23 protein-coding genes and 1 tRNA gene are annotated in these 24,019 nt (G+C 41.4%); 4 read left to right on the top strand and 20 right to left on the bottom strand.

The genetic code is table 11. From position 1 onward, the window contains the following. Position 1: 1 nt before the first annotated feature. Complete coding sequence (locus PP2015_RS05350) at positions 2 to 1,105, top strand: efflux RND transporter periplasmic adaptor subunit (protein ID WP_227009187.1); 1,104 nt, start codon at positions 2 to 4, stop codon at positions 1,103 to 1,105. A gap of 129 nt (positions 1,106 to 1,234) precedes the next feature. Here PP2015_RS05350 and PP2015_RS05345 read toward each other — a convergent pair whose 3' ends face one another. The 16 genes from PP2015_RS05345 to PP2015_RS05270 all read right to left on the bottom strand — a co-directional run bounded on the left by PP2015_RS05345 (position 1,235) and on the right by PP2015_RS05270 (position 18,557). Beyond that, positions 1,235 to 1,567, bottom strand: a complete 333-nt coding sequence (locus PP2015_RS05345; protein WP_058029289.1) for a Na+/H+ antiporter subunit G — start codon at positions 1,565 to 1,567, stop codon at positions 1,235 to 1,237. A 7-nt stretch (positions 1,568 to 1,574) separates the two neighbouring features. Continuing rightward, positions 1,575 to 1,844, bottom strand: a complete 270-nt coding sequence (locus PP2015_RS05340) for a K+/H+ antiporter subunit F (protein ID WP_058029288.1) — start codon at positions 1,842 to 1,844, stop codon at positions 1,575 to 1,577. Beyond that, the gene (locus PP2015_RS05335) at positions 1,838 to 2,374 is read right to left on the bottom strand and encodes a Na+/H+ antiporter subunit E (protein ID WP_058029287.1); all 537 of its coding nucleotides are present in this window, start codon (positions 2,372 to 2,374) and stop codon (positions 1,838 to 1,840) included. The genes PP2015_RS05340 and PP2015_RS05335 overlap by 7 nt, the downstream gene beginning before the upstream one ends. After that, entirely contained in the window at positions 2,374 to 3,891 is a 1,518-nt protein-coding gene (locus PP2015_RS05330) for a monovalent cation/H+ antiporter subunit D (protein ID WP_058029286.1), read from the bottom strand. Before PP2015_RS05330 ends, PP2015_RS05335 begins: the two co-directional genes overlap by 1 nt. Next, entirely contained in the window at positions 3,888 to 4,235 is a 348-nt protein-coding gene (locus tag PP2015_RS05325) for a Na+/H+ antiporter subunit C (RefSeq protein ID WP_058029285.1), read from the bottom strand. Before PP2015_RS05325 ends, PP2015_RS05330 begins: the two co-directional genes overlap by 4 nt. Further along, complete coding sequence (locus tag PP2015_RS05320) at positions 4,235 to 7,027, bottom strand: monovalent cation/H+ antiporter subunit A (RefSeq protein ID WP_058029284.1); 2,793 nt, start codon at positions 7,025 to 7,027, stop codon at positions 4,235 to 4,237. The genes PP2015_RS05325 and PP2015_RS05320 overlap by 1 nt, the downstream gene beginning before the upstream one ends. 230 nt (positions 7,028 to 7,257) lie before the next feature. Continuing rightward, entirely contained in the window at positions 7,258 to 8,364 is a 1,107-nt protein-coding gene (locus PP2015_RS05315) for a hypothetical protein (protein WP_157599070.1), read from the bottom strand. 7 nt (positions 8,365 to 8,371) lie between these two features. Further along, positions 8,372 to 9,253 (bottom strand): lipoprotein NlpI, encoded by an 882-nt coding sequence (gene nlpI / locus PP2015_RS05310; protein ID WP_058029282.1) that lies wholly within the window; start codon positions 9,251 to 9,253, stop codon positions 8,372 to 8,374. Between the two features lie 134 nt (positions 9,254 to 9,387). After that, positions 9,388 to 11,514: a polyribonucleotide nucleotidyltransferase gene (gene pnp, locus PP2015_RS05305; RefSeq protein WP_058029281.1), complete on the bottom strand. Its 2,127-nt coding sequence runs from the start codon at positions 11,512 to 11,514 to the stop codon at positions 9,388 to 9,390. 223 nt (positions 11,515 to 11,737) lie between these two features. Beyond that, positions 11,738 to 12,007: a 30S ribosomal protein S15 gene (gene rpsO, locus PP2015_RS05300; protein ID WP_010385052.1), complete on the bottom strand. Its 270-nt coding sequence runs from the start codon at positions 12,005 to 12,007 to the stop codon at positions 11,738 to 11,740. 104 nt (positions 12,008 to 12,111) lie between these two features. Continuing rightward, positions 12,112 to 13,050 (bottom strand): tRNA pseudouridine(55) synthase TruB, encoded by a 939-nt coding sequence (gene truB / locus PP2015_RS05295; protein ID WP_058029280.1) that lies wholly within the window; start codon positions 13,048 to 13,050, stop codon positions 12,112 to 12,114. Between the two features lie 5 nt (positions 13,051 to 13,055). Then, positions 13,056 to 13,448 (bottom strand): 30S ribosome-binding factor RbfA, encoded by a 393-nt coding sequence (rbfA, locus tag PP2015_RS05290; protein ID WP_058029279.1) that lies wholly within the window; start codon positions 13,446 to 13,448, stop codon positions 13,056 to 13,058. Between the two features lie 115 nt (positions 13,449 to 13,563). Continuing rightward, the gene (infB, locus tag PP2015_RS05285) at positions 13,564 to 16,215 is read right to left on the bottom strand and encodes a translation initiation factor IF-2 (RefSeq protein WP_058029278.1); all 2,652 of its coding nucleotides are present in this window, start codon (positions 16,213 to 16,215) and stop codon (positions 13,564 to 13,566) included. Between the two features lie 27 nt (positions 16,216 to 16,242). After that, on the bottom strand, positions 16,243 to 17,745 hold the full coding sequence (gene nusA / locus PP2015_RS05280; protein ID WP_058029277.1) for a transcription termination factor NusA: 1,503 nt from the start codon (positions 17,743 to 17,745) through the stop codon (positions 16,243 to 16,245). Between the two features lie 38 nt (positions 17,746 to 17,783). Continuing rightward, positions 17,784 to 18,239, bottom strand: coding sequence for a ribosome maturation factor RimP (rimP, locus tag PP2015_RS05275; protein ID WP_058029276.1), 456 nt, complete (start codon positions 18,237 to 18,239; stop codon positions 17,784 to 17,786). Positions 18,240 to 18,480: 241 nt separating this feature from the next. Next, positions 18,481 to 18,557: transfer RNA gene (locus PP2015_RS05270), tRNA-Met, on the bottom strand. 252 nt (positions 18,558 to 18,809) lie between these two features. On the opposite strand from PP2015_RS05270, the gene PP2015_RS05265 reads away from it, so the two are divergent. Both PP2015_RS05265 and PP2015_RS05260 read left to right on the top strand, forming a co-directional pair. Next, positions 18,810 to 19,289, top strand: a complete 480-nt coding sequence (locus PP2015_RS05265; protein WP_058029275.1) for a hypothetical protein — start codon at positions 18,810 to 18,812, stop codon at positions 19,287 to 19,289. A 31-nt stretch (positions 19,290 to 19,320) separates the two neighbouring features. Continuing rightward, positions 19,321 to 19,827, top strand: coding sequence for a hypothetical protein (locus tag PP2015_RS05260; protein ID WP_058029274.1), 507 nt, complete (start codon positions 19,321 to 19,323; stop codon positions 19,825 to 19,827). Positions 19,828 to 19,892: 65 nt separating this feature from the next. On the opposite strand, the gene PP2015_RS05255 is transcribed toward PP2015_RS05260, so the two are convergent. The 3 genes from PP2015_RS05255 to dapE all read right to left on the bottom strand — a co-directional run bounded on the left by PP2015_RS05255 (position 19,893) and on the right by dapE (position 22,420). Then, positions 19,893 to 20,285 (bottom strand): DUF3019 domain-containing protein, encoded by a 393-nt coding sequence (locus tag PP2015_RS05255; protein ID WP_058029273.1) that lies wholly within the window; start codon positions 20,283 to 20,285, stop codon positions 19,893 to 19,895. After that, entirely contained in the window at positions 20,275 to 21,093 is an 819-nt protein-coding gene (locus tag PP2015_RS05250) for a MipA/OmpV family protein (RefSeq protein WP_058031550.1), read from the bottom strand. The genes PP2015_RS05255 and PP2015_RS05250 overlap by 11 nt, the downstream gene beginning before the upstream one ends. Positions 21,094 to 21,253: 160 nt before the next feature. After that, positions 21,254 to 22,420 carry a succinyl-diaminopimelate desuccinylase gene (gene dapE / locus PP2015_RS05245; RefSeq protein ID WP_058031549.1) on the bottom strand — a complete coding sequence of 389 codons (1,167 nt, stop codon included), beginning with the start codon at positions 22,418 to 22,420 and terminating at the stop codon, positions 21,254 to 21,256. 261 nt (positions 22,421 to 22,681) lie between these two features. Here dapE and PP2015_RS05240 point away from each other — a divergent pair, with 261 nt between their 5' ends. Continuing rightward, entirely contained in the window at positions 22,682 to 23,350 is a 669-nt protein-coding gene (locus PP2015_RS05240) for an OmpW/AlkL family protein (protein WP_058031548.1), read from the top strand. Positions 23,351 to 23,388: 38 nt separating this feature from the next. Here PP2015_RS05240 and PP2015_RS05235 read toward each other — a convergent pair whose 3' ends face one another. Continuing rightward, positions 23,389 to 23,928, bottom strand: coding sequence for a thioesterase family protein (locus PP2015_RS05235; protein ID WP_058029272.1), 540 nt, complete (start codon positions 23,926 to 23,928; stop codon positions 23,389 to 23,391). Between the last annotated feature and the right edge of the window lie 91 nt (positions 23,929 to 24,019).

Here is a 24,019-nt window from a genome sequence, read left to right as displayed (position 1 = left end):
GATGACTTTTAATCCCTCTAAGATTCGCACGAGCATGCTTTCAAGTAGTGTTGCCCTAGGGATAGTATCTTGTGTCGGCTTATTTTCTGCACCGAGCTTTGCGATTTCGCCCGTTGCAGTTGAAACCATAAAGCAGGAAAAACTTCACAGTAATTTGTCGGTACACGGCACTCTTTATGGAAAACAAGATGTCACATTAACGTCTGGTGTAGCTGGTCGCCTAACCTTTGTAGCTACCCCAGGAAAGTTGGTCAGCAAAAATGATGTGCTCGCCAAGATTGACTTGTTACCGCTACAACTCGCTAAGGCTAAACAAGAAGTCATGTTAGAAAGAGCCAAAATTAATCTTAACTTTCAAAAGCAGGAACTTGCTCGCTTAAAACGATTAGCGAAAAGTAACAGCGCCGCAGCGACACAAGTCGACCAAGCACAAAATCAACATGACCTAACCCTCACTGATATTAAGTTGGCTGAGATTGAACTGAAAGTCATTGAAGATCAATTAAACCGGGCTGTACTAAAAGCGCCATTTAGTGGTGTGGTAAGTGAAAGGTATGAGCGTACAGGTAGCGAAATAAATCGTGCTCAGCCGCTTGTCAGTTTAATTGACATAAACAACCTTGAAGTGCGTTTGTATGTACCTGTTAAATATTTAAAATACTTAAGTTTAGGCAATGAATTACAATTAAGCGCTGGTCAACTAGATGACCCACAACAGGCACTTGCAACTGTAACCGCTGTGATCCCAGCAACTGATCCAAGAGCGCAATCCTTTGAAGTTCGTGCAGACCTTTTAGCAAATCACGTAGAAAGTTGGGCTTCCGGGCAATTAGTCGATGTCGTGGTACCTTTAAGCTCAAATACTGAGGAACTAATCGTTAATAGAGACGCTCTAATACTTAGGCAACAAGGTGTGCATATCGTGAAAATTAAAGAGGATAATACCGCAGAGCATGTAGCTGTCATTGTTGGTAAAGGCCAAGGCGATCAAGTTGCAATTAAAGCAAAAGACAAAGACGCCTTAAAAGTAGGTGACAGAATTGCGATAAGGGGTGCTGAAACCCTTGCCCAAGGTCAAGAAGTAGAAATCCAACCTGCATTATAGAAACGTTTACTAGCCCAATGAGCAAGCCGCTATGTTTTTTCTTAGCGCGCTTGTCTCATTTTTTAAACTTTATCCAACTGAAAGAGCCATTTAAAATGACTCGTTCAAAAGGTTAGACAGTCAGATAAATCAAACATCGTCCTCAATGTTATCTTTACCTTTAGTGCGCTCGATACTATCAAGCTTGTGGTGGATTGCCGACTTAATGAGCATATAACCACTAATAGGTGCAGTTAATAGTAAGAAAATCGAAATCAAGATCTCTTTAACGCTGATCCCCGCTTCAGATTGACTAAAAAACACCATTGCCGCAGTTAGCAAACAAGCCATACCCAGTGTTGTTGCTTTTGTCGGACCATGTAGACGCATGAAGAAGTCTGGCATTTTCACCAGGCCAATTGACCCCACCAATACGAATGAGCCGCCAATCAAAAGTAATATAGAAATAATCCACTCAGCCATCGTTCACCTACTCTATTATATCGCCACGTAGTAAATACTTACATACAGCAACAGTACTTACAAAACCTAACATTGCAATTAACAGCGCAGCTTCAAAGTAAAGCTCAGTGCCCATGCTAAGACCATATAAAATAATCAGAGCAATACTATTAATGTACATGGTATCTAAAGCCAGAATTCTATCTGGCACTGACGGGCCCTTAACTAATCGCCACAGATTCAATAGTAACGAAACGCCAATCATCGCAAATACAATCAGGATAACTGTCTCTAACATTCAAAGATCTCCTTTAAAGGTGCTTCGTAACGTTGTTTTATGGTGTTAATCAACTCTTGCTCATCTTTTAGGTTAAGCACATGAATGAGTAAATAACGCTGTTCAGGCTCTTCACCTTCTTGTAATGACTCTTTCCAGGGATATACCTCAGCACTAACAGTGCCTGGAGTCAGTGATACAGTGCTAGCTAAAATCGTAATTGGCATTGCCTGTTCGAGATCTAGAGGCACTTTAACAAAGCCCGGATTGAGCTTTTTAGTCGGTCCTAATATCAAAAGCGCAACTTGAATATTTGCGGTAATGATATCGTACAACACTAGCAATAGATGTTTTATTGCCAGCCCGGGATGTAAGATCAGCGGCTGTTTAGTTCTAAACGGGTTAGTAGCCAATGGGATTACAACCGCTAAAATCGCACCTAAGATAAGGTGGCCTGGCGAAACACTATTATTGAGTAATAACCAAACACTAAACAGCAGTAAACTTCTAAAAGGCGTAGGTAACCACTTAAACTTTGCTTCTGTGCGCATTATTTCGCCTCCCCTAGTACAACAGAGATATTCGCTGAGAAGTCATGCAATTGTTTTGCTGCTTCAATAGCATACTCTGACATATTGCCAGCAAAAATAACCATCAGTGGAGAACCTAGTAAGACAATTAATAACGCAGACACTTGATATTTGTGTGCCTTAACAGGTTCAGCATTGTCTTGCCCTTTATTTTGGTGATGCCAAAAAACAGTGCTACCGGCTTTTGATATACCAACTAATAAAGCCAGACTCGCCAGCAAATAGAGTGTCCAGAAAATGCCACCATATTCGCTCTCAAACGTCGCCTTCAGTAACCAAACTTTACCAATAAAGCCTGAAAGTGGCGGCATGCCAATTACGGTGATTGCAGCGATAGCAAATGCACCGCCGAGCAAAATAGGCTGGGTAACAGGTCGACCAATAGTAATACGATCAGCGACTTTACCTCGTTGAATCCCTATCATATCGGCAAGTAAAAATAATGCAGCGGTAACAAGTGTAGAATGAACTAAATAGAAAATAGCAGCAGCACTGGCCTCTTCTGTTTGCACAGCAACAAGCGCAACCAGCGTACCCACAGATACTATCACTAAGTTAGCCACAAGCTTGCGCATGTCTTTACTCGCCAGAACACCAATCGCGCCCATTACAATAGTTGCCAAGGCTAACCACCAAAGCCAACTTTGGGCCATATGGCTTAACTCACCGGCTTCATCACCAAAAATCAGCGTGTAAACTCGCATCATCGAGTAAACACCCACCTTAGTCATGATTGCAAACAGCGCAGCAACGACCGGCATAGCCGTCGCATATGTGTTAGGCAACCATAAATGAAGCGGTAAAAGCGCGCCTTTTAGTGCAAATACAACAAGTAGTAACAAGCCACCAATTTTTGCAAGGTAAACATCATCACCCTGTAAGTCTGTGATCTTGTTAGCCATATCAGCCATGTTTAATGTGCCAAGTACGCCATATAAAATGCCTAGCGCAATTAAGAAAATGGCAGAGCCCACCAAGTTCATTATCACGTATTGTAACGCTGCTCGAGTATTATGCTTATCGCCGCCATGCATTAACAATGAATAAGAGGCAATCAGTAACACTTCAAAGAAAACAAAAAGGTTAAACGCATCGCCCGTTAAGAATGCGCCATTTACACCCAACACTAAGAAATGCAATAAAGGATGATAAAAACTGCCCTTCTCGTCATCGCCTGCACACGCATACAATGCACAAGTCAATCCAAGCAAAGAAGTAAGAGAAACCAGTAAAGTCGAAAGCGGATCAGCAAACAACACAATGCCGAATGGTGCCTGCCAATCACCTATCGCATAGGTTGTGCTACCCATTTCTTTTACTTGTAACAACAGTAGCACCGATGCTAGCAAGGTAATGAAACTGAGCGCCACTGAAGAAAAGCGACGTATCTGCTTATTCTTACCACAAGGTGGCATTAATAAAATAACCCCTGCCAACATAGGAAGTAATACAGGCAGAGAAGTTAAATGTTGGATCATGCTTTGCCCTTGTTATTATTAGTCGGAACTTGACCATTTACATGGTCATTGCCTAAATCTGCACGCCCGCGGATTGCCAAGATCACCACAAACGCGGTCATCGCGAAGCCAATTACAATCGCAGTTAACACTAAAGCTTGTGGTAAAGGATCTGCGTAATCTGAGCTATATCCAAGTACAGCGGCTTTATTTAACGTTAAACGTCCCGATGCGAATAAAAATAAATTCACTGCGTAAGACAACATAGTTAGGCCTAATACCACAGGAAAGGTTCTTGAGCGCAAAATCAAAAACACGCCACACGCGACTAAAAGGCCGACGCAAGATGCATATAATATTTCCATTAAATGTTTACCTCTTCTTTCGGCGCATTGGCAGTTAATTTACCCAGACTTGCTAGAATCATCAGAGTTGCACCAACAACTGTGATATATACCCCTAAATCGAATATGAGGGCACTGGCAAGCTCAATCTGACCAATTACAGGTAAGTCAAAGTAATCAAACCATGTTTTCAAGAACGGACGACCAAACAACCAACTACCTACACCTGTTGCTAGGGCAATTGCGATACCTGATGCAATGATTTTACGATAGTTAATCGTTAAACGCTCTGCTATCCAGTTCGAACCATGCGCGATGTACTGCAGAATAAAGGCAATCGCAGTAATAAGGCCTGCGATGAAACCACCACCAGGTAAGTTATGACCGCGAAGGAAAATATAGAAAGACACTAACAACGCCAGAGGTAATAAACTCTGCGAGATACTTGCAAGCAATAACGGATAGCGCTCTTTCGCCCAAGGACGCCCTTCACTATCAGAGCCCGGCATAAACAGAGGTAAATTTACCAATAGCTTGTAGATACCCAAAGCAGCAATACCGAGTACACAAATCTCGCCGAGCGTATCAAAACCACGGAAATCAACCAATATTACGTTAACCACGTTAGTACCACCACCGCCTGTTTTAGCATTCGCTAAGAAGAAATCAGAAATACTGGTCAGTGGGCGAGTAATTAACGCATAGCAAATACTACCAACGACGATACCAATTGTAGAGGCAATGCCTAAATCACGTAAAACACGCACCGAACTTGAAGCTTTAGGAGACTTTTGCGGCAAGAAAAATAGCGCCAACATAAGTAATATAATTGTCACAACTTCTACGGTTAGTTGGGTTAATGCTAAATCAGGGGCTGAGAAGCGTGTAAATGCAATAGATACCATTAAGCCTACAACTGATAGCATAAGTAGAGAGATCATGCGTTGGCGATGCCAGATCACTGTCGCGATTGCAGCTATCATTAACAAACCTGCGCCAATACCATTGTGAACATCTACTGGTGTCAGAGGGTTGTCACCCGCCAATTGCGCCATCTCGAATAACGGCCAACCTGATGCCAGTAAAACAATCACAAACATTAGCATTAAATAACGTTGCAAAGAGCCATTTTCGACGGCGGCAATTTTGTTTTGGCTCCATTTCACTAGCTTAGACACAGAGCCATCGAACATCTTTTTACCCGTCATCGGAGGCAGTGATGCTTGGAATTGGAATAAATACTTGCGCTGAGTATAAATTAAAATACCACCGGCAACGGCCAACGCACTCATAAGCAATGGTAAGTTAAAACCGTGCCAAAGAGAGATTTTGTATTCAGGCACTTGGCCTGCAAGTACCGCATCAGCAGCCGTATAAATGATGTCATGAACAACAAAGTTCGGAAACATCCCCACAATTAAACATAGGGCTACAAGTATCTCAATTGGAATACGCATATATCTTGGCGCTTCATGTGGCTCTTTTGGCAAATCAACTGGGTCGCCGTTAAAGAATACATCATGAATAAATCGAGCTGAATAAGCCACAGAGAAGGCTGCAGCGATAGTTGCAAGCACAGGGACTAACCAAGACATCGAACCTAATAGTTGTTGATGCAGGGTTTCTGCAAAGAACATTTCTTTTGATAGAAAGCCATTAAGTAGCGGCACACCCGCCATGGAAGCTGCGGCAACCATAGCGAGTGTTGCGGTATATGGCATAAATCGCCACATACCATTGAGTTTACGCATATCACGAGTACCCGATTCATGATCAATAATACCGGCAGCCATAAATAATGATGCTTTAAAAGTCGCATGGTTAATGATGTGGAAAATTGCCGCGACAGTTGCAAGCTCAGTATCCAAACCAAACAATAAGGTAATCAAACCTAAGTGGCTGATTGTAGAGTAAGCTAGCAGCCCTTTTAGGTCATGCTTAAACAGCGCAACATAAGCTGCAAATAATAAAGTCGCTAAACCAGTAAGACCCACTAAAATAAACCATAACTCTGTGCCCGCCAGCGCTGGATAAAAACGAGCCAGTAAGAAGATACCCGCTTTCACCATAGTCGCACTATGTAAGTAAGCACTTACAGGTGTTGGTGCTGCCATCGCATGTGGCAACCAGAAGTGGAATGGGAATTGTGCAGATTTTGTAAATGCACCTAATAATACTAGTACCAGCGTCAGTTCATATAAATCATGGGCTTGAATTAGCTCACGGCTAGCTAGAATAACGTCTATATCATAACTACCAACAATATGACCCAACATTAACAAACCGGCAAGTAAGGCTAAACCACCGCCGCCAGTGATCGTGAGTGCCATACGCGCACCTTTGCGTGCTTCTGACTTATCCCACCAATAGCTAATCAATAAGAATGAGCTAATACTTGTAAGCTCCCAGAATAGCCATAGTTGAAGCACGTTATTCGCCGTTACAATACCTAACATCGCGGTCATAAACAGCATCAGGTAAGCGAATAATTTCGGCATAGAATCTTTTTCACTCAGGTAATAACGGGCATAGAAGATGACCAACATGCCGATACCTAAAATCATAAAAATAAATAACAGTGAGAGCCCGTCAAGTCGGAATGATAACTCAAGGCCAAGTGCAGGCACCCAATTGATGCTTTCGCGTAGTACTTCACCCGCAAAAACATCCGCAGCAGAGTTAATGACCAGTATTAAGGCAATAGCAGGCATCACGAGTGTTAACGCGGTCGTTTGATTACGCGTTAACTTGCCTGTTAAAGATGAAATAATACTGCCAAAGAAGGATAGCAAAGGTATCCAAAGCAAAGTCATATAATTAACCTTTTTTATTGTGCTGTCACAGAGATAAACAGTGCAACTAAACACTGATAGTCACGGATAGTTATGCATCTAATTGTGCATTTTCTCCATGCAAAACTGTTACAATTTATACTTTATTAGTGTTTGAGTTGTCTATAGTTTTAGGTTCTAGCTGGTTAAATACTAGACGAAATTAACAAACAATTCAGATTAAATTATAAAAATGGATATAAGCAGGCAGCTTAATTAATAATAGTTTGTACATTGTTGGCCAGCTTTTGCTGCTCAATCAACCAATCTTGTTGTACTTTTTTTTGCCAAAGTTGTCTATATTGTTCCGAAAGTGGCAATTCTTGAAATTGCATCTTGCTCCATTTTGTAGCTGGCTTAAAAGCGTCAAAAGTACCATTTTGACAGGTCTCTGATTTTACCCAGCCCTGAGGTGCATTTTCAGGTAAACCGACAAATAAATTAGGCGCTTTTATTCCTTCAGAATTACATAACCAACGTGCTTTTTGACCATAAATCGCATACTCATCTTCAAAACCACTAAAATGCATTAATTCGTGAACCAGAACATCATAATCACTTGTCATAGTGAGTGTCATCTGAGCACCTCTTACATTCGCCAGTCCATTTGTTGTCATGACAATTATGAAGTCAGACTCAGGTAAATCTCGCATCATGTTACAAGTTGCAAACCCTTTAAAACCCTCTTCACACTTAAGTGCATTGCCAACATAATAAACTTTGCTCAAACAAAAGCTATTTTGGCCAGGCTCTGGCTTTAGCAAATATTTGTCTCGAAGAGCATTTAAATGTTGATATGCAGAAAAGCGATCGGCTAATAACAATACATTATTTTTACACTCAGTATTAAAAGTAACTTGTTGGGGTAATAATGCGATAGATAACTCGCCCAATTGCACCTCATTCAATTTATCAGGCAAAACCCCCAACTTTAGGCCTAGAACTGTCTCTAACCGCTCAGTTGCTTTGAGGTGCTTTGACAACGTCGTTAATTCTTCCCAGCGCTGCTTTAAAACGAGTAAATCAACCAATTCATTGAATCTTGTTTCGGAAATGTTGGCTGGCAAAGCCTGCCAGAGAAATCTAGCCTTATGAAACTCGTCCTCTCTAGCTAGGTGGAATAACCAAGCTAAATTCACTTCAGGATCATCTAAGAACCGAAGTTTTTCTAAAGTACTGGTGGGTAAGTAGAATGGGTTTATATCGACGAAATAATATGCTTGAGGAAAGCGTTCTAGAAAAGTCGCTTGAGAAAACTCATTCGAAAGCCTTGGGTGATCAACACTGCTGCTAATCACCACAAGAAAGAGACAAAACAAAAAATACTTAGCCCGCTTTAACACCGGCAAAAAGCTCAAGCTCTAATCGTGAATATTTATGCTCGACAAATTCAAATACATTTGTAGCCAGCGCAAGTTTAAAGAAGTCTACCGCGACAGCCTCTTTGCCTCTTGCCTGATATAGCTTTGCTAAATAAAAATATGCTTCACAGAGTCGCTCTGCATATTGCTGCTGCCCTGCTACGCCCTCTGTGATCTGGGCTAAAAACTGAGTTTCGGTAAGCTGACCTAAGTAAAGCTGTACAAGTTGAGTAGACCACTCATCAGGGTTAAGTGCTTGGCTATTGGCTTTCAGTTGCTCATAAGCGGCATTGGCATCTACTTTTGCTTGCGCTAAATATACCCACATAACACGATAAGCATCAGCTGGAGAGCGTGCTAAAAATGCCTCTAAATCTTGGCTGGAAAGCTCTGGCCTACCACCATAATAAAGCGCTATACCACGATTAAGATAAGCATATTGATGGTCTTCATCTAGTTCTAAAACTGCATCAAACATTTCGTATGCCTTACCGAAATCTTGTGCAAGTGTATGGTGGATGCCTAAAAAATTATACACAGAAGCTAGATCAGGCTTTAGCTGCACAGAACGATTAAAGTCAATACGCGCTAAGGTTGATAAACCAACGCTGTCATAGAGTCGGCCTCTTCTCAGAAACAGCTCTGCTTTTTGGTCATTATTAATTTCAGGAGAGAGCAACAGCTCCGAATAACGAGCAATTTCAATTTCATTTCTATAATTTGGCGCTAATGGAACACCTAAAGGCACATTAGCCACCGACTTAGCCGTTTGTTTCTCTGAGGTTGTTTGACAACCCGCCAAGGTCATCGCAACCACTGATGCGAGTAGAAATGATTTAAACTTCATTGGCTTCCTTTGTGTGATATCAGCAAACTTGAATCGTCTTTATATGCTGACACTCGTAATAGCGATAAGTGCCATTAAAACATAAAAAAAGGGGCCTAACAGCCCCTTTTCATTGTTACATGAGAGAAAACAGATTATTCAGCTGGCTTTTCTTGCTCAGCGTCTGCTTTTTTCTCTACCGCTTCTTTGATGCTCAGACGAACACGACCCTGACGGTCAACTTCAAGTACTTTAACTTTAACTTCTTGACCTACAGTTAGGTGATCAGACACGTTATTTACACGCTCTTCACTGATCTGAGAGATGTGTACTAGACCATCTTTACCAGGTAGTACGTTTACGAATGCACCAAAGTCAACGATACGTACAACTTTACCAGTGTAAAGCGTGCCAACTTCAAGCTCAGCCGTTAACGCTTCTACACGTGCAATTGCGTCTTTCGCACTTTGACCATCTGTTGCAGCAATCTTAACTGTACCGTCATCTTCGATTTCGATCGTTGTGCCAGTTTCTTCAGTAAGTTGACGAATTGTTGCACCACCTTTACCGATAACGTCTGCAATCTTTTTCGGTGGAATATTCATTGTGTAGATACGCGGTGCAAATTCAGACAATTCTTCTGAAGGTGCAGCAATTGCTTGGTCCATCACACTCAGGATGTGTAAACGTGCCGCTTTTGCTTGCTTAAGTGCGATCTGCATGATTTCTTTTGTGATACCTTCAATCTTGATATCCATTTGAAGTGCAGTAACACCCGCGTTAGTACCAGCTACTTTAAAGTCCATGTCACCTAAGTGATCTTCATCACCTAAGATGTCAGAAAGAACAACAAAGTCGTCACCTTCTTTAACTAGACCCATTGCGATACCCGCAACAGATGCTTTAACTGGTACACCCGCGTTCATAAGCGCAAGTGACGTACCACATACAGAAGCCATTGAAGATGAACCGTTTGATTCAGTGATTTCTGATACGACACGAATTGAGTATGGGAATTCTTCAAGAGTAGGAAGAACCGCTGCAACACCACGCTTAGCTAGGTTACCGTGACCAATTTCACGACGCTTTGGTGAACCTACAAAACCAGTTTCACCTACACAGAATGGAGGGAAGTTGTAGTGCAACATGAAGTGGTGCTTTTGAGTACCTGTTAGGTCGTCAATTAGCTGTGAATCACGCTCAGTACCTAAAGTTGCAGTAACTAACGCCTGAGTTTCACCACGTGTGAAGATAGCAGAACCGTGTGTACGAGGAAGTACACCTGTCATTACGTCTAGTGCACGAACCATATCCGGTTCACGACCATCGATACGCTTTTCACCTGCGATGATACGACCACGTACTGTTTTCTTCTCTAAAGAACCAAACAGCTTACCAACTTCTTGCTCATCCAAAGACTCATCTTCAGCAAGCTCAGCAGTTAGTTTTTCAATTACTTCTGCTTTTGCAGCAGAAATCGCTTCTTTACGAGCTACTTTATCAGTGATCAGGTAAGCAGCGCCCACTTTCTCTTCTGCGATTGCAGCGATTTTATCAGCCAGAGTTACGTTTTTCTCTGGCGCTGTCCAATCCCAAGCTGGTTTACCCGCTTCTGCTTTGAATTCTTCAACAGCTTTGATGATAGCTTGTGCTTGTTCATGACCATAAACAACCGCACCTAGCATCTCTTCTTCAGTTAGAACTTCAGCTTCTGACTCAACCATTAATACTGCGTTTTCAGTACCAGCAACAACTAGATCTAGCTTGCTTGACTCAAGCTCAGTCAGTGTTGGGTTAAGTACGTATTGACCGTCAGTGAAACCTACACGAACTGCACCTAGTGGACCGTTGAATGGGATACCAGAAATAGCAAGTGCTGCTGATGTACCAATCATCGCAACCATATCAGGCTGAATGTCAGGGTTTACAGAAACAACTGTTGCAATAACTTGTACTTCGTTTACGAAACCGTCTGGAAAAAGTGGACGAATTGGGCGGTCAATTAGACGAGCGATCAATGTTTCACCGTCGTTTGGACGACCTTCACGCTTTAAGAAACCACCAGGGATACGACCAGCAGCGTACATACGCTCTTGGTAGTTTACTGTTAGAGGGAAGAAGTCTTGCCCTGGTGCCGCATCACGCTTACCAACAACCGTTACTAAAACTGAAGTGTCGCCAATGCTAGCTAGAACTGCACCGTCAGCTTGTCGTGCAATTGCACCTGTTTCTAGGGTCACTGTATGTTGACCTAGTTGAAATTCTTTAATAATTGCTTGCACAATATTTTCCTTATTTAAAACAAAATAAAACGCCAACAATCACCAATTACAGTCTTAAACAGACTCAATAAGTCTGCTTAAGTACTACAATTGGCTAACGCGTCGGCGTTCACTCGGCAAAATTGCCAAGTGCGAGTAAGTATACTTGTAGAATACCCACAAAAAAAGGGGCGATTAGGCCCCTTTTTTATCATTGGCTAAAAAGCCAACATAAACAAAAAGATTAGCGACGTAGGCCAAGCTCTTTGATTAGTGCAGAATAACGCTCAACACTCTTACCTTTTAGGTAGTCTAGAAGGTTACGACGTTGGCTAACTTTACGTAGAAGACCACGACGTGAGTGGAAATCATGCTTGTGGTTAGCGAAGTGACCTTGTAGCTTGTTGATGTCAGCAGTTAGAAGTGCAACTTGTACTTCTGGTGAACCAGTGTCGCCTTCTGCACGTGCGAATTTTGCTACGATTTCTGCTTTTTCTTGGTTGCTTAGTGACATAATAACTCCAAAATAAATTTAAATTGTGCTTTAGCCGATCACTAATTCAGCCAAAGCGGGAAGCGGCGCGTAGTTTATCAACATTCGCACCTAAACTCTAGTATTTAATCTTGCTGGCTTGAAAGTGCGCGTTTTGCTTTTAGTAAGCCTTGATCATTACGTTCACCCACACCGGCAAATTGCCCATTGGCAACGACTTTAATCGGGCCATCTGGCAACTCACCACAACTTACTGTTTGACCGTGGCCAAATGCAATGCCTTGCGTTTCATCAATTTCAACACTAGGTAAATCAACGAGTGCGGTATCCATGGGTAACAGCAATTCGTCTAGATACGTACTTGCAGGTAACTCTTCTGCTTTCGCCTGATTTAGTTTTTCTTCAAGTTGCTCTAGTGTCAGCATTTTATCGCTTGGATAATGCCCCACTTTTGAACGATGAAGCATAATCACATGTGCGCCACAACCAAGCTTTTCACCTAGGTCGTCCACAATCGTGCGAATATAAGTGCCTTTAGACACGTGCGCTGTCATTTGAATTTCTTCATTTTCAGCATCATATTCGTCTAGTGTTAAACTGAACACATTAATCTTGCGACATTTACGTGGCACTTCGATACCTTGTCTTGCATAAAAATACAGGGGCTTGCCTTCATATTTCAACGCAGAGTACATCGAAGGGTACTGATCTGATTCACCTAAAAAGCTAGCTACTTGCTCTTCAAGCATTTCTTGCGTTACTGCAACTGGACGGGTTTCAACTACTTCACCGTCAGAGTCTGAGGTAGTGGTACGTTCGCCTAATTTTGCTCTTACGACATAGGTTTTATCAGTATCAAGTAAAAACTGGCTGAACTTAGTCGCTTCACCAAAACAAATTGGTAGCATGCCTGTCGCAAGAGGGTCTAGCGCCCCTGTGTGACCTGCTTTTTGCGCGTAATAAATACCTTTAGCACGCTGTAATGCTTTATTTGAAGAAATGCCTTCTGGCTTGTGAAGAAGTAAAATGCCATCAACCGGGCGACCTTTAGACCGTCTCGCCATTATGATTACTCTTCGCTTTCTTCCTCTGGGCCGCGCTTCGCATTGTCTTCACGGATCACAGAGTCAACTAAGTTAGAAATACGCATACCTTCAAGCAGTGATGTATCAACCACAAATCTCAGCTCAGGCATTATACGAGCGCGAATACGTTTGCCTAAAATAGAACGAATATAACCCGTTGCATCATTCAGTATTTGTACGCTTTGCTTGGTTTTGTCTTCATCACTGGTATTTAACACAGTCACGAAGATTTTCGCGTATGAAAGGTCTCTTGAAACTTCAACGGCAGAAACCGTCACAAAACCTAAACGCGGATCTTTAATTTCTCTTTGTAAGATCACAGCGATTTCTTTTTGAATTTGCTGTGCAACTCTGTCAGTACGAGAAAATTCTCTCATTATCACCTACTTGTAATTTAAACCATTGATTTTAGTAATAGTTTTATTCATATATCTAATAGACGAATGGGGGCATATAAATGCCCCCATTTTTGTAAATCAGTATAGCAGTTGATTATAGGCTACGCTGGATCTCTACAACTTCAAATACTTCGATTTGGTCGCCTACGCGTACATCGTTGTAATTCTTAACACCGATACCACATTCCATACCGTTACGAACTTCATTTACGTCATCTTTGAAGCGACGTAGTGATTCAAGCTCACCTTCGTAAATAACAACGTTATCACGAAGTACACGGATTGGATTGTTACGTTTAACAACACCTTCAGTAACCATACAACCAGCAATTGCGCCAATTTTAGGTGACTTAAACACATCACGAACTTCAGCAAGACCAATGATTTCTTGCTTGAATTCTGGTGCAAGCATACCAGACATTGCCTGTTTAACTTCGTCGATTAAGTGGTAGATTACACTGTAATAACGTAAGTCTAGGCTTTCAGCTTCAATCACTTTACGAGCAGAAGCATCAGCACGTACGTTGAAGCCTACAACAATCGCGTTAGATGCTGCAGCAAGTGTTGCATCAGTTTCAGTGATACCACCAACACCAGTACCAACAATCTTCACTTTAACTTCATCTGTTGATAGCTTAACTAGTGCATCTGAAATCGCTTCAACTGAACCTTGAACGTCCGCTTTAAGTACCACATTAACTTCAGACACATCGCCTTCAGTCATGTTAGAGAACATATTCTCAAGCTTCGCTTTTTGCTGACGAGCAAGTTTAACATCACGGAACTTACCTTGACGATAAAGTGCTACTTCACGGGCTTTACGCTCATCTTTAACAACTGTCGCTTCATCACCTGCAGCTGGCACACCAGAAAGACCTAGAATCTCTACTGGAATTGAAGGGCCAGCTTGCTTGATGTCTTTACCATCTTCGTCTTTCATTGCACGAACACGGCCGTACTCAAGACCACAAAGTACAATATCACCTTGCTTAAGCGTACCTGACTGAACTAGAACAGAAGCAACAGGACCACGGCCTTTATCTAGACGAGATTCAATGACAACACCTGACGCCATACCGTCATGAACTGCTGTAAGTTCAAGAATTTCAGCCTGCATTAGAACTGCTTCAAGTAGCTCATCAACACCTTGACCTGTCTTCGCTGAGATGTGAACAAACTGTACGTCACCGCCCCAATCTTCAGGAATTACATCATGCTGAGAAAGTTCATTCTTAACGCGATCTGGATCAGCTGTTTCTTTATCGATTTTGTTTACGGCAACAATAAGTGGTACTTCAGCCGCTTTCGCGTGCTGTACCGCTTCAATTGTTTGAGGCATTACACCATCATCTGCAGCAACAACTAGGATAACAATATCAGTTGCTTTCGCACCACGAGCACGCATTGAAGTAAACGCTGCGTGACCCGGAGTATCTAGGAAAGTAACCATGCCGTTTTCAGTTTCAACGTGGTAAGCACCGATATGCTGAGTAATACCACCCGCTTCGCCTGATACAACGTTCTTAGAACGAATGTAATCAAGTGTTGACGTTTTACCGTGGTCAACGTGACCCATAACCGTTACAACTGGAGCACGAGATTTCAGCTCAGCTGAACCTTCACAACGGTCATTTAGTACTTTTTCTTCTAGCTCGTTCTCTTTAACAAGAACAACCTGGTGACCCATTTCTTCAGCAACAACTTGTGCAGTTTCTTGGTCAAGTACTTGGTTAATAGTAACCATTTCACCCATCTTCATCATGGTTTTAACGACTTCAACGCCCTTAACCGCCATGCGAGATGCAAGCTCAGCAACTGTAATTGTTTCGCTGATACGAACTTCTTGTTTTACGTCTGCAACTGGCTTTTGGAAACCGTGTTGTAAAGATGTTGGTGCTTTCAGCTTGCCTTTACGGCCTCTCGCTGGTGCTTCAGCTTTAGCTGGACCTTTTTTCTTCTTCTTACGACGTGCACTCTTTTCTTCACGCGCATCTGACTCATCTTCGGCTTCACGAGCATACGTTGATGTAGTCATATGGTGATCTGCTGTTTCTTCGCGCTTCTTGCGCTCTTCTTCTTCCTTCTTCCAGCGTGCTTCGTTTTCTTCAGCTAGACGACGCGCTTCTTCAGCTTGACGTTTTGCTTCTTCTTCAGCCTTTTTCAATGCTGCTTCTTCTGCTTCTTTCTGCAATCTCTCAGCCTCTAGACGATCTTTCTCTTGCTGTTCTGTATCCACTTGCTTGCTCTGCTGTTCTTTGGCTTTACGTTCGGCATCAGCTTTACGCTTAGCTTCTTCTTTCGCTTTGCGATCAGCTTCCTCTTTTGCTTTACGCTCTGCTTCTTCTCTCGCCTTTTGTTCAGCTTCTTGCTGAGCTTTAAGTTCAGCTTCTTTACGAGCAGCTTCCTCTTGCGCTAAACGCTCTTGCTCTTTTTGCTGTTCAACGGCGCTCTTTTTGACATAAGTACGCTTTTTGCGAACTTCAACTTGTACCGATTTCTCTTTACCTGTTGAACCTTTAACGCTTAAGGTACTTTTACTTTTACGCTGTAATGTCATACGCTCTGGGCCTTCAGCACCTTTACCACCGTGCTGTTTGCTCAAATGATCAAGTAATTGTGCTTTTTCAGCTTCAGTGACCATATCACCACTGTTTTTGCTGATCCCAGCATCACTTAATTGCTGTAACAGTTTATCAACAGATGTATCAATTGTTTCGGCCAGTTTTTCAATACTTACTTCTGCCATAGTGTGTGTTACCTCCGTTAATAAATTTTATGCGTCTTCACCAAACCAACAGATATTACGTGCAGCCATGATTAGCTCACCCGCTTGCTCTTCTGAAAGTTCTGTAATCTCTACTAATTCGTCAATACCTTGCTCTGCTAAATCTTCAAGTGTTACAACACCTTTGCTTGCCATTACAAACGCAAGGTGACGTTCTAACCCTTCTAGAGCAAGTAAGTCTTCTGCAGGCTCAGCACCTTCAAGACTTTCTTCAGTCTTCAGAGCACTTGTCGTTAGTGCATCTTTCGCACGATTTCGAAGCTCTTCAACTGTATCTTCATCAAGGCCATCGATTTCTAAAAACTCAGCTGCAGGCACGTAAGCTACTTCTTCAAGTGAAGAGAAGCCTTCGTTGATCAGTAAAGTCGCAAAATCATCATCGATGTCTAAGTTTTCTGTGAATAAGTTAATCAGTTTGTCAGATTCAGCAGCGTTTTTCGCTTCCATATCTTCAACTGTCATCACGTTTAGTTCCCAGCCAGTTAATTGACTCGCTAAACGGATATTCTGACCATTACGGCCAATTGCTTGCGCAAGGTTGTCAGCTTCAACAGCAATGTCCATTGAGCGTGAATCTTCATCCATCACAATTGAGGCAACTTCTGCTGGAGCCATAGCGTTAATAACAAACTGTGCTGGGTTGTCATCGTAAAGTACGATATCAACACGTTCACCACCTAGTTCAGTTGATACAGCTTGTACACGTGCACCACGCATACCAACACATGCACCTACAGGGTCAATACGCTTGTCATTTGACTTAACCGCGATTTTAGCACGTGAGCCAGGATCTCGCGCAGCACCACGTAGCTCGATCATTTCTTCGCCAATCTCTGGCACTTCAATGCGGAATAATTCCATCAGCATCTCAGGCTTAGAACGTGTTACGAATAACTGAGCGCCACGAGCTTCTGGTTTTACTTCGTATAATAGGCCACGAACACGGTCACCTGGTCGGAAGCTTTCACGCGGTAACATATCTTCTCTGTAAATAACCGCTTCAGCATTGTTACCTAAGTCAATGACAATTGCATCGCGCGTTGCTTTCTTTACCACGCCGGTTACTAGCTCACCTTGCTGGTCTTTATAAGCTTCAACTACCAGTGCACGCTCAGCTTCACGTACTTTTTGTACGATTACTTGCTTGGCCATTTGTGTAGTAATACGGTCAAATTTAATTGACTCAATTTGCTCTTCAACAAAATCACCTAGCTCAATGCTGTCATCATCATAACGTGCAGCTTCTAACGTGATTTCTGAAAATGGGTTTTCTAATGACCCATCTTCTTGCGGGTTTACAACCATCCAGCGACGGAAAGTGTCGTATTCACCGGTTTTACGGTCGATTGATACACGAACGTCAATTTCACCGTCGTGTTTTTTCTTTGTAGCAGTCGCTAATGCAAACTCTAACGCTTCAAAGATTTTTTCTCTAGGAACCGCTTTTTCATTTGAAACAGCTTCTGCTACTAAAAGTATTTCTTTTGCCATAATAATGCCTCGCTTGCCCTTGTCCTACGCTTTAATTATTAAAATTTTGCGATGATGTTGGCACGTTCAATATTGCTAAGCATGATCATATGATCCTGCCCGTCGATTTGGAGTGTGATCATGTCACCAGTAACAGCAACTAAATCACCTTTGAAATTTCGTCTTCCGTCTTGCGGAAGTTTGGTACGAACTCTTAATTCTTCGCCTTGTGCTTGCTCATAGTGAGCAGGCTTAAAAAGAGGTCTATCAACTCCTGGTGAAGACACTTCAAGGTCGTACTCATTTGTAATTGGATCTTCAACATCTAAAATCGCGCTAACTTGGCGACTCACGTCTGCACAGTTATCTACTGTGATACCATTTTCATGCTCTATGTAAACACGAAGAGTCGAGTGTCGACCGGCTTGCACAAACTCTAGACCCAATAATTCGAATCCCAATGCTTCAACAGCAGGTTCTAGCATAGCTGTCAATTCTAGCTCGATTTTTGACACAAATATCCTCCATACAAACAAAAAAAGGGCAAAATGCCCAGAGTAATCATGTACCTTTAGCAAGCTTTAGATACAACAACGCCCCGAACCAAGCGGGGCGTCACACTAAATACAAAACTGTGCGGCCTAGGGCCTAGCTTGGTCACGTAAGCGCTAGTTATGAACGCTATAAACGCAAAACGCGCATTACAATGAATGCGCGCTACCAGAGTAAGAAAACATGAAATGTGTTTTCTAAAATTGGTTGCGGGAGCCGGATTTGAACCGACGACCTTCGGGTTATGAGCCCGACGAGCTACCAGGCTGCTCCATCCCGCGCCAACGTGCAGCACTACTACTGCAAAAACAGGCTGTATTATAGGGAGTGTTCCATAAATAAGCAACCATAAAGGAGATAAATACTGTTGTATTTATTCAAATCAAGCGGAAAAGCTGAAACGACTAAATTTTTAGCTCAAAAATCTTAAAAGCCCTCTATACTTTTTATGTGCTTTGTTGAGCCAACATCTTCAAGTTTGATGATGTTTAGATTAATGCAAATGGACGTGCCTATTTTTTGAGGCACTCACTATGAGTTTATCCCCTTATCAGTTTCAACTGTTGACCACCTCTAGTAAAGACGTATGTGATAATTTTGAGCACTTTTTTACTTACTTTAATTTACTTATAAAAAAGAAATTGCCCACTTTTATTCCTTTATCTGGTGTTTTTGACCATAAAAAAAATATTTGTGCACTTGCAGCGCATTTAACTTCACAACAAAGTGTTTGGCTTTTCATCGACAAGCATCGAGAGTATTTAAGTCGGCTTTTTCAAGATAAACACCAAGTTAATATTTTCAGTGATGTTTTTCTAATGGCGCTAAGTGCCACTTTAAAATCAAAGCTGACTCTTGCAGTGAGAAAAGCATGGCAGACTATATTATTTGTCTTCACGAATATGGTTCAAACTCAAATTCATGGATATAGCAATGTAGTATCCATGCAACACTACCGCACCAAACGCAATATGTTAACGCAATTGGATGGTAAATTACGTTCAGATCCGTAAACTGTAAGAAATTCGCTTATTAGGAACACACATGAAAAAAGCTCTATTTTTTGCAAGTATTTTAACGGTTTCATTGACTGGTTGTGATGTTTTCGAAAGTTCGAAAGCTCAGATTGAACAGCAATACTTATCTGAGAATCAAGAATTAAAGGCTGCGATCGAAGCCATTCGCGAGCAAGGTCTTCAAGCTGTTGCTGCATCTGCAGAAAAGGGTAGTGTTGCGGCCTGTGTCGCAAGTAACTTAGATGCAGATCCTATGGGAGCTTTAGTAGAAGTTGAAGGGGCCTTACAAGATAGTGCAGATTTAGCAGGGTTAGTAGAGACAATTAACAACCTTACCGAACAAGAGCTAAGCTTAGAAACAATCGGGCAGTTACTTCAACATGGTGCTGAAACAGTAGATTACTTAAAGACCTTACTCGGTGAATACGAATTATCAGAATTACAAACTCAGCTGACACGCTTGCTTGAACAGGGCCAGAATAAAACTCAGGATGTTGGTCAGCATTTACGAGAACTAATTGAACAGTGCCAATAAAACTTAACCAAACCTTTATAAGTTTTTGTTCTCGTAAGAAGTAATCAAGGGAGATACCTTCTCCCTTAAAATATTCTCCAGCGCCGTTTTTTCGACTTAATTTTATGCACCCAATTTACTTCAATTGTAGTCACCGCCAAGGTGTCTCTTTTCTGTTTGGAGATTAACTCATAGCTAATGCTTTCAGTAGAGCCAAAGTTCAATGTATACATGAAGGACTTGGTATTTGCCCAGCATTGTAGAATTTTCTTCGTACCACTTTCTCTTAAGCAGTAGTCTCCAATATCAGGGGCTGTTACTGCAAATTTTACATCGGTATAACAGGTTCGTCCTTCATTTAGCGCCACGCATTTACTTGGCATGACATTTAAGATCTCAGTTGGTCCTTCATCTTTTGTTTGTGCGTAACTAGCTGAAGCTACCAGCAACGAACAAAGTGAGATCATTTTAAAATACATATTTCACTCCCGCAAAAATGACACGGGCATGTCGAGAGTGAACAATTGGACTTTCAACAATATGTGATGAGTATACAAAGCCAGATGCACCTGCACTGAATACCCAGTTCTCTGCAATAGGGTAGTCCGCTTGTAACTGTAAATAAAGTGAGGAAGTGTTACTTACTACATATTCTGGTCGAAAGGCTGTTGCCTCATCAGCATCAATACCATAATAGTAATCTATGAAAGCCGATGAATAATAATTTGCACCAACATTTAACCAAACATCCCAGTTCCGAAGTTCAAAATTTCGTGTTGTATCTAAATGAAATAACCAGCCATCACTTTCCCCGAAAACATCAAATACAAGTTCGGCTACCGTTTGAAATTCACCATGATTAAAATAATATGCAAACCCAAGAGACAGATCGTGCTCTCTTTCTTTGATCCCAGCTAGCTCAGGAACTTTGTCTTTATTCTCGTAATAGCCATTTTCGTTAAATGACTGCTGATAACTGCCAAGAATAGCATCTATGCCCCAACCGTCCTCGATTACTAATTGGTAGCCTAAATCTGAACCACCGTAGAAATCGCCGGAGTGTGTATTCAAATAAAAGTTTTTATACTCAATTTTTGCATCAATCAATAAACCGGGTGTACTGAAATGAGATTTGGCACCCACTAGTTGGGTCATGGTTGAATCAACCCAAAACGTACCTAGACTGAATTGCCAAAGCAATTCGTCCTTCTCAAGATGTTCATCAGCATGACTCAGAGTTGAAAAGAAGCAAAAACAACATAGCAACAGTATCGTTATTTTTTTCATTGTTTTTGTTAAAGCTGTAATTATTGTCATTCTTCCTTGCATGATAACGTAAGCTTAAGGTATCCAACAATATGAAAATGATATAGTTATCATATTACCCATTTTGCTAAATATTGAACAGCACGCAGCTCAAAAGAGTTGTAAACAAATGCAACACGCCCTAACAACTAAAATAATGCTTCAAAATGGTGTGATAAATCTGACGAGCTTGAAGTAAGTCAGTTATTGCTACTCGCTCGTTTGTTTGATGGATCGTAGCGTTAGCAACCCCACATTCTATGACTTGAGTATGATTATTTGAAAAAAATCGACCATCCGAAGTGCCTCCGGCAGTGGTCAGTTTAGGATATTGACCGCAGGTTTCATAAATCGCACGTTCAACTAAAGCCAAGAAACAATTTTTTTGCCTATGCCCTGTATAGTATGGCTCACAAGGTCTTTCCCAGTCACACGTTATGTAAGCTTGTTGCTCTGTTAAAGTCTGCTCAACAAGCATCATTATGGCCTTGCTGTCATAATTGTGGCTATAACGAATATTGAAGGTAATTTCACAGTTATCTGGAATAATGTTGTCGACACTATTATTTATCTTTATACCAGTAACTTGTAGTCCAGTTTTAGAGCCACACTCATCCTTGCTCCAAACTATGTTTGTTAGACTGTTAATTATTTCTCCACTAATGTGTGCAGCATTGATACTGCTATCAGGATAAGCAACATGTCCAGCCTTACCTTTTATATTTATCCGTCCAGACAATGCGCCTCTGCGACCATTTTTAATAGTATCTCCAGCTATATCATCTGCTGTAGGTTCTCCAACAAGACAAGCATCAAGAACTATATTATTTTTTGCTAAATAGGCAGCAATTTCTTTGCTACCATACTCAGCTTCACCTTCTTCGTCAGAAGTAATAAGCCAGTATAAACTGCCTAATTCAGGGGTTGCTTGATTAAGCAACTTTTTAGTTGCTGATAGCATAGCTGCGATACCACCTTTCATGTCTGCAACTCCCCTACCATAGATATAACCATCGAGTATCTCGCCCGAAAACGGACAAACACTCCAACCTTTGGAGCAAGCTGGCACAACATCTACATGACCAATAAAGCCCAAATTTGGCCCAGAACCAAAATGTCTTGAGGCTATTAAATTCTTAACCCCATTTGTTTCGAAACAATCTATGTTGAAGTCAAGCTCTTTAAGATGTTTAGATAGCCAAGCTAAGGTACCAGCATCTTCTGGCGTGATCGATTTAGCGCTTACCAAAGTTTTTACAAAATCTATGACATCAAGCTCTTTTTTATTCTCAATTGCCGCATTAATCATAATGTTCACGTTTAAATAAAAAACTAAACAGTATTTAATCGCTGCTGTATTGCATTTGTGTGTCATTTTACTTGCAATTAAAAGTCGCTATCGTTTTCTAATTGGAATTTTAATACCTAAAAATTAATCTAAATCAAAGTTTCAAAAATTTCTGAAATAACCTGAAATAAAAATTGATCTAGAACAGTTTTCATTTTTTGGACTCACCTATAGTTGCTTCAAGAAAAATGACATACCTTGCAAAGGCATCAGGAGATGAAAATGAAAAAACTTGGCGCAGCTCTACTTACTACTCTTTTAGTAGCCGCTCCTTTAGCACAAGCTAAATTAAGCGTTAATGTTGGTCTTATTAATGTTAACCCTAGCGACACAGCCTCAGCACTAGATCAAGATAAAGGTGCTGGCTTAGTGGCAGACTCAAACACGCAACTAGGTATTACATTTGATTATCAATACACAGATAACATCGTATTTGAATTAATTGCAGCAACACCATTTTCTCATGATGTCTCTGGTTCAGGAAACCTGACTGGTGTAGGTGCTATCGGTGGTGTTCATCTAGCAAGCGTGAAACATTTGCCACCAACGTTTGTAGCGCAGTATCACTTCCTTGAACCAAACGCAAAATTTCGTCCATTTATTGGTGCAGGTCTAAACTACACTGTTTTCTTTGACGAAGAAGCAAGCTCTACGCTAAAAACAGTTTTAGGCACTGACGACGTAAAAGTTGAACTCGACAGCTCTTTTGGTGTAGCACTTCAAGCAGGCTTTAACTACAGTATTAATGAAAAATGGGCTTTACATGGCATGGTGTCAAAAATGGACATCAACACAGATGCGTCAGTTTATGCAAACGGCGCAAAAGTTCTAACATCTGATGTAGAACTTGACCCTGTTGTTGCTATGCTTGGTGTTAAATACAAGTTCTAAGAAAAAATACAGTTACTTTCTCGATCCCGGAGGCCACATTAGTGGCCTTTTTTATTGCTATTTTTCTTCGCCTCTAACATTGCTTTCCAGTGCTCAATTTCTTCAGATAAAACTGGTGTGGGACCAGAATAATTGGCCGCCATCAGCATATCTTCAACACTCACTATCCCTTTTTTACTTTTGAACACCCCTCTCACATAAGCAATAGCGTGCAGACCTCTCGCAGTTGTAAATTTTTGCTCAATATAAAAGTACTTTTGATCCCAACCAACTAACTGAGTGCTTACCTTAAATGACTCAAGCGGTTTAATATCTCGAATATAAGTAATCGCAGTAGCATTGACAATTGGGAACCAACGACGCTTCATCACAACATTGAATAAGCCAATTTCTTCTGTCATCCAAGTTCGCGCCAAGTCCATAAATGCAAGGTACCTCGAATTGGTCAAATGCATATTAATGTCACAGTCACTTGGCATAACTTTGAAGTCTATGTCACTAACATCCAGTAAGCCTTTGTATTGCTTATTTCTTTTAATTTTTAGTAATAACAGCAGAAGCCTAAAGTAAAGGTTCATTTATGGTCCAACCAGTAAGTAAAAAATAAAGTTTAACATATGCTTAGTCACTAACAATAAATAGTTGATAAGCATCGTACCCTCCACTAGG

It is taken from the genome of Pseudoalteromonas phenolica, assembly GCF_001444405.1.
Lineage (GTDB): Bacteria > Pseudomonadota > Gammaproteobacteria > Enterobacterales > Alteromonadaceae > Pseudoalteromonas > Pseudoalteromonas phenolica.
This window is presented reverse-complemented; position numbering and strand designations above follow the sequence as displayed.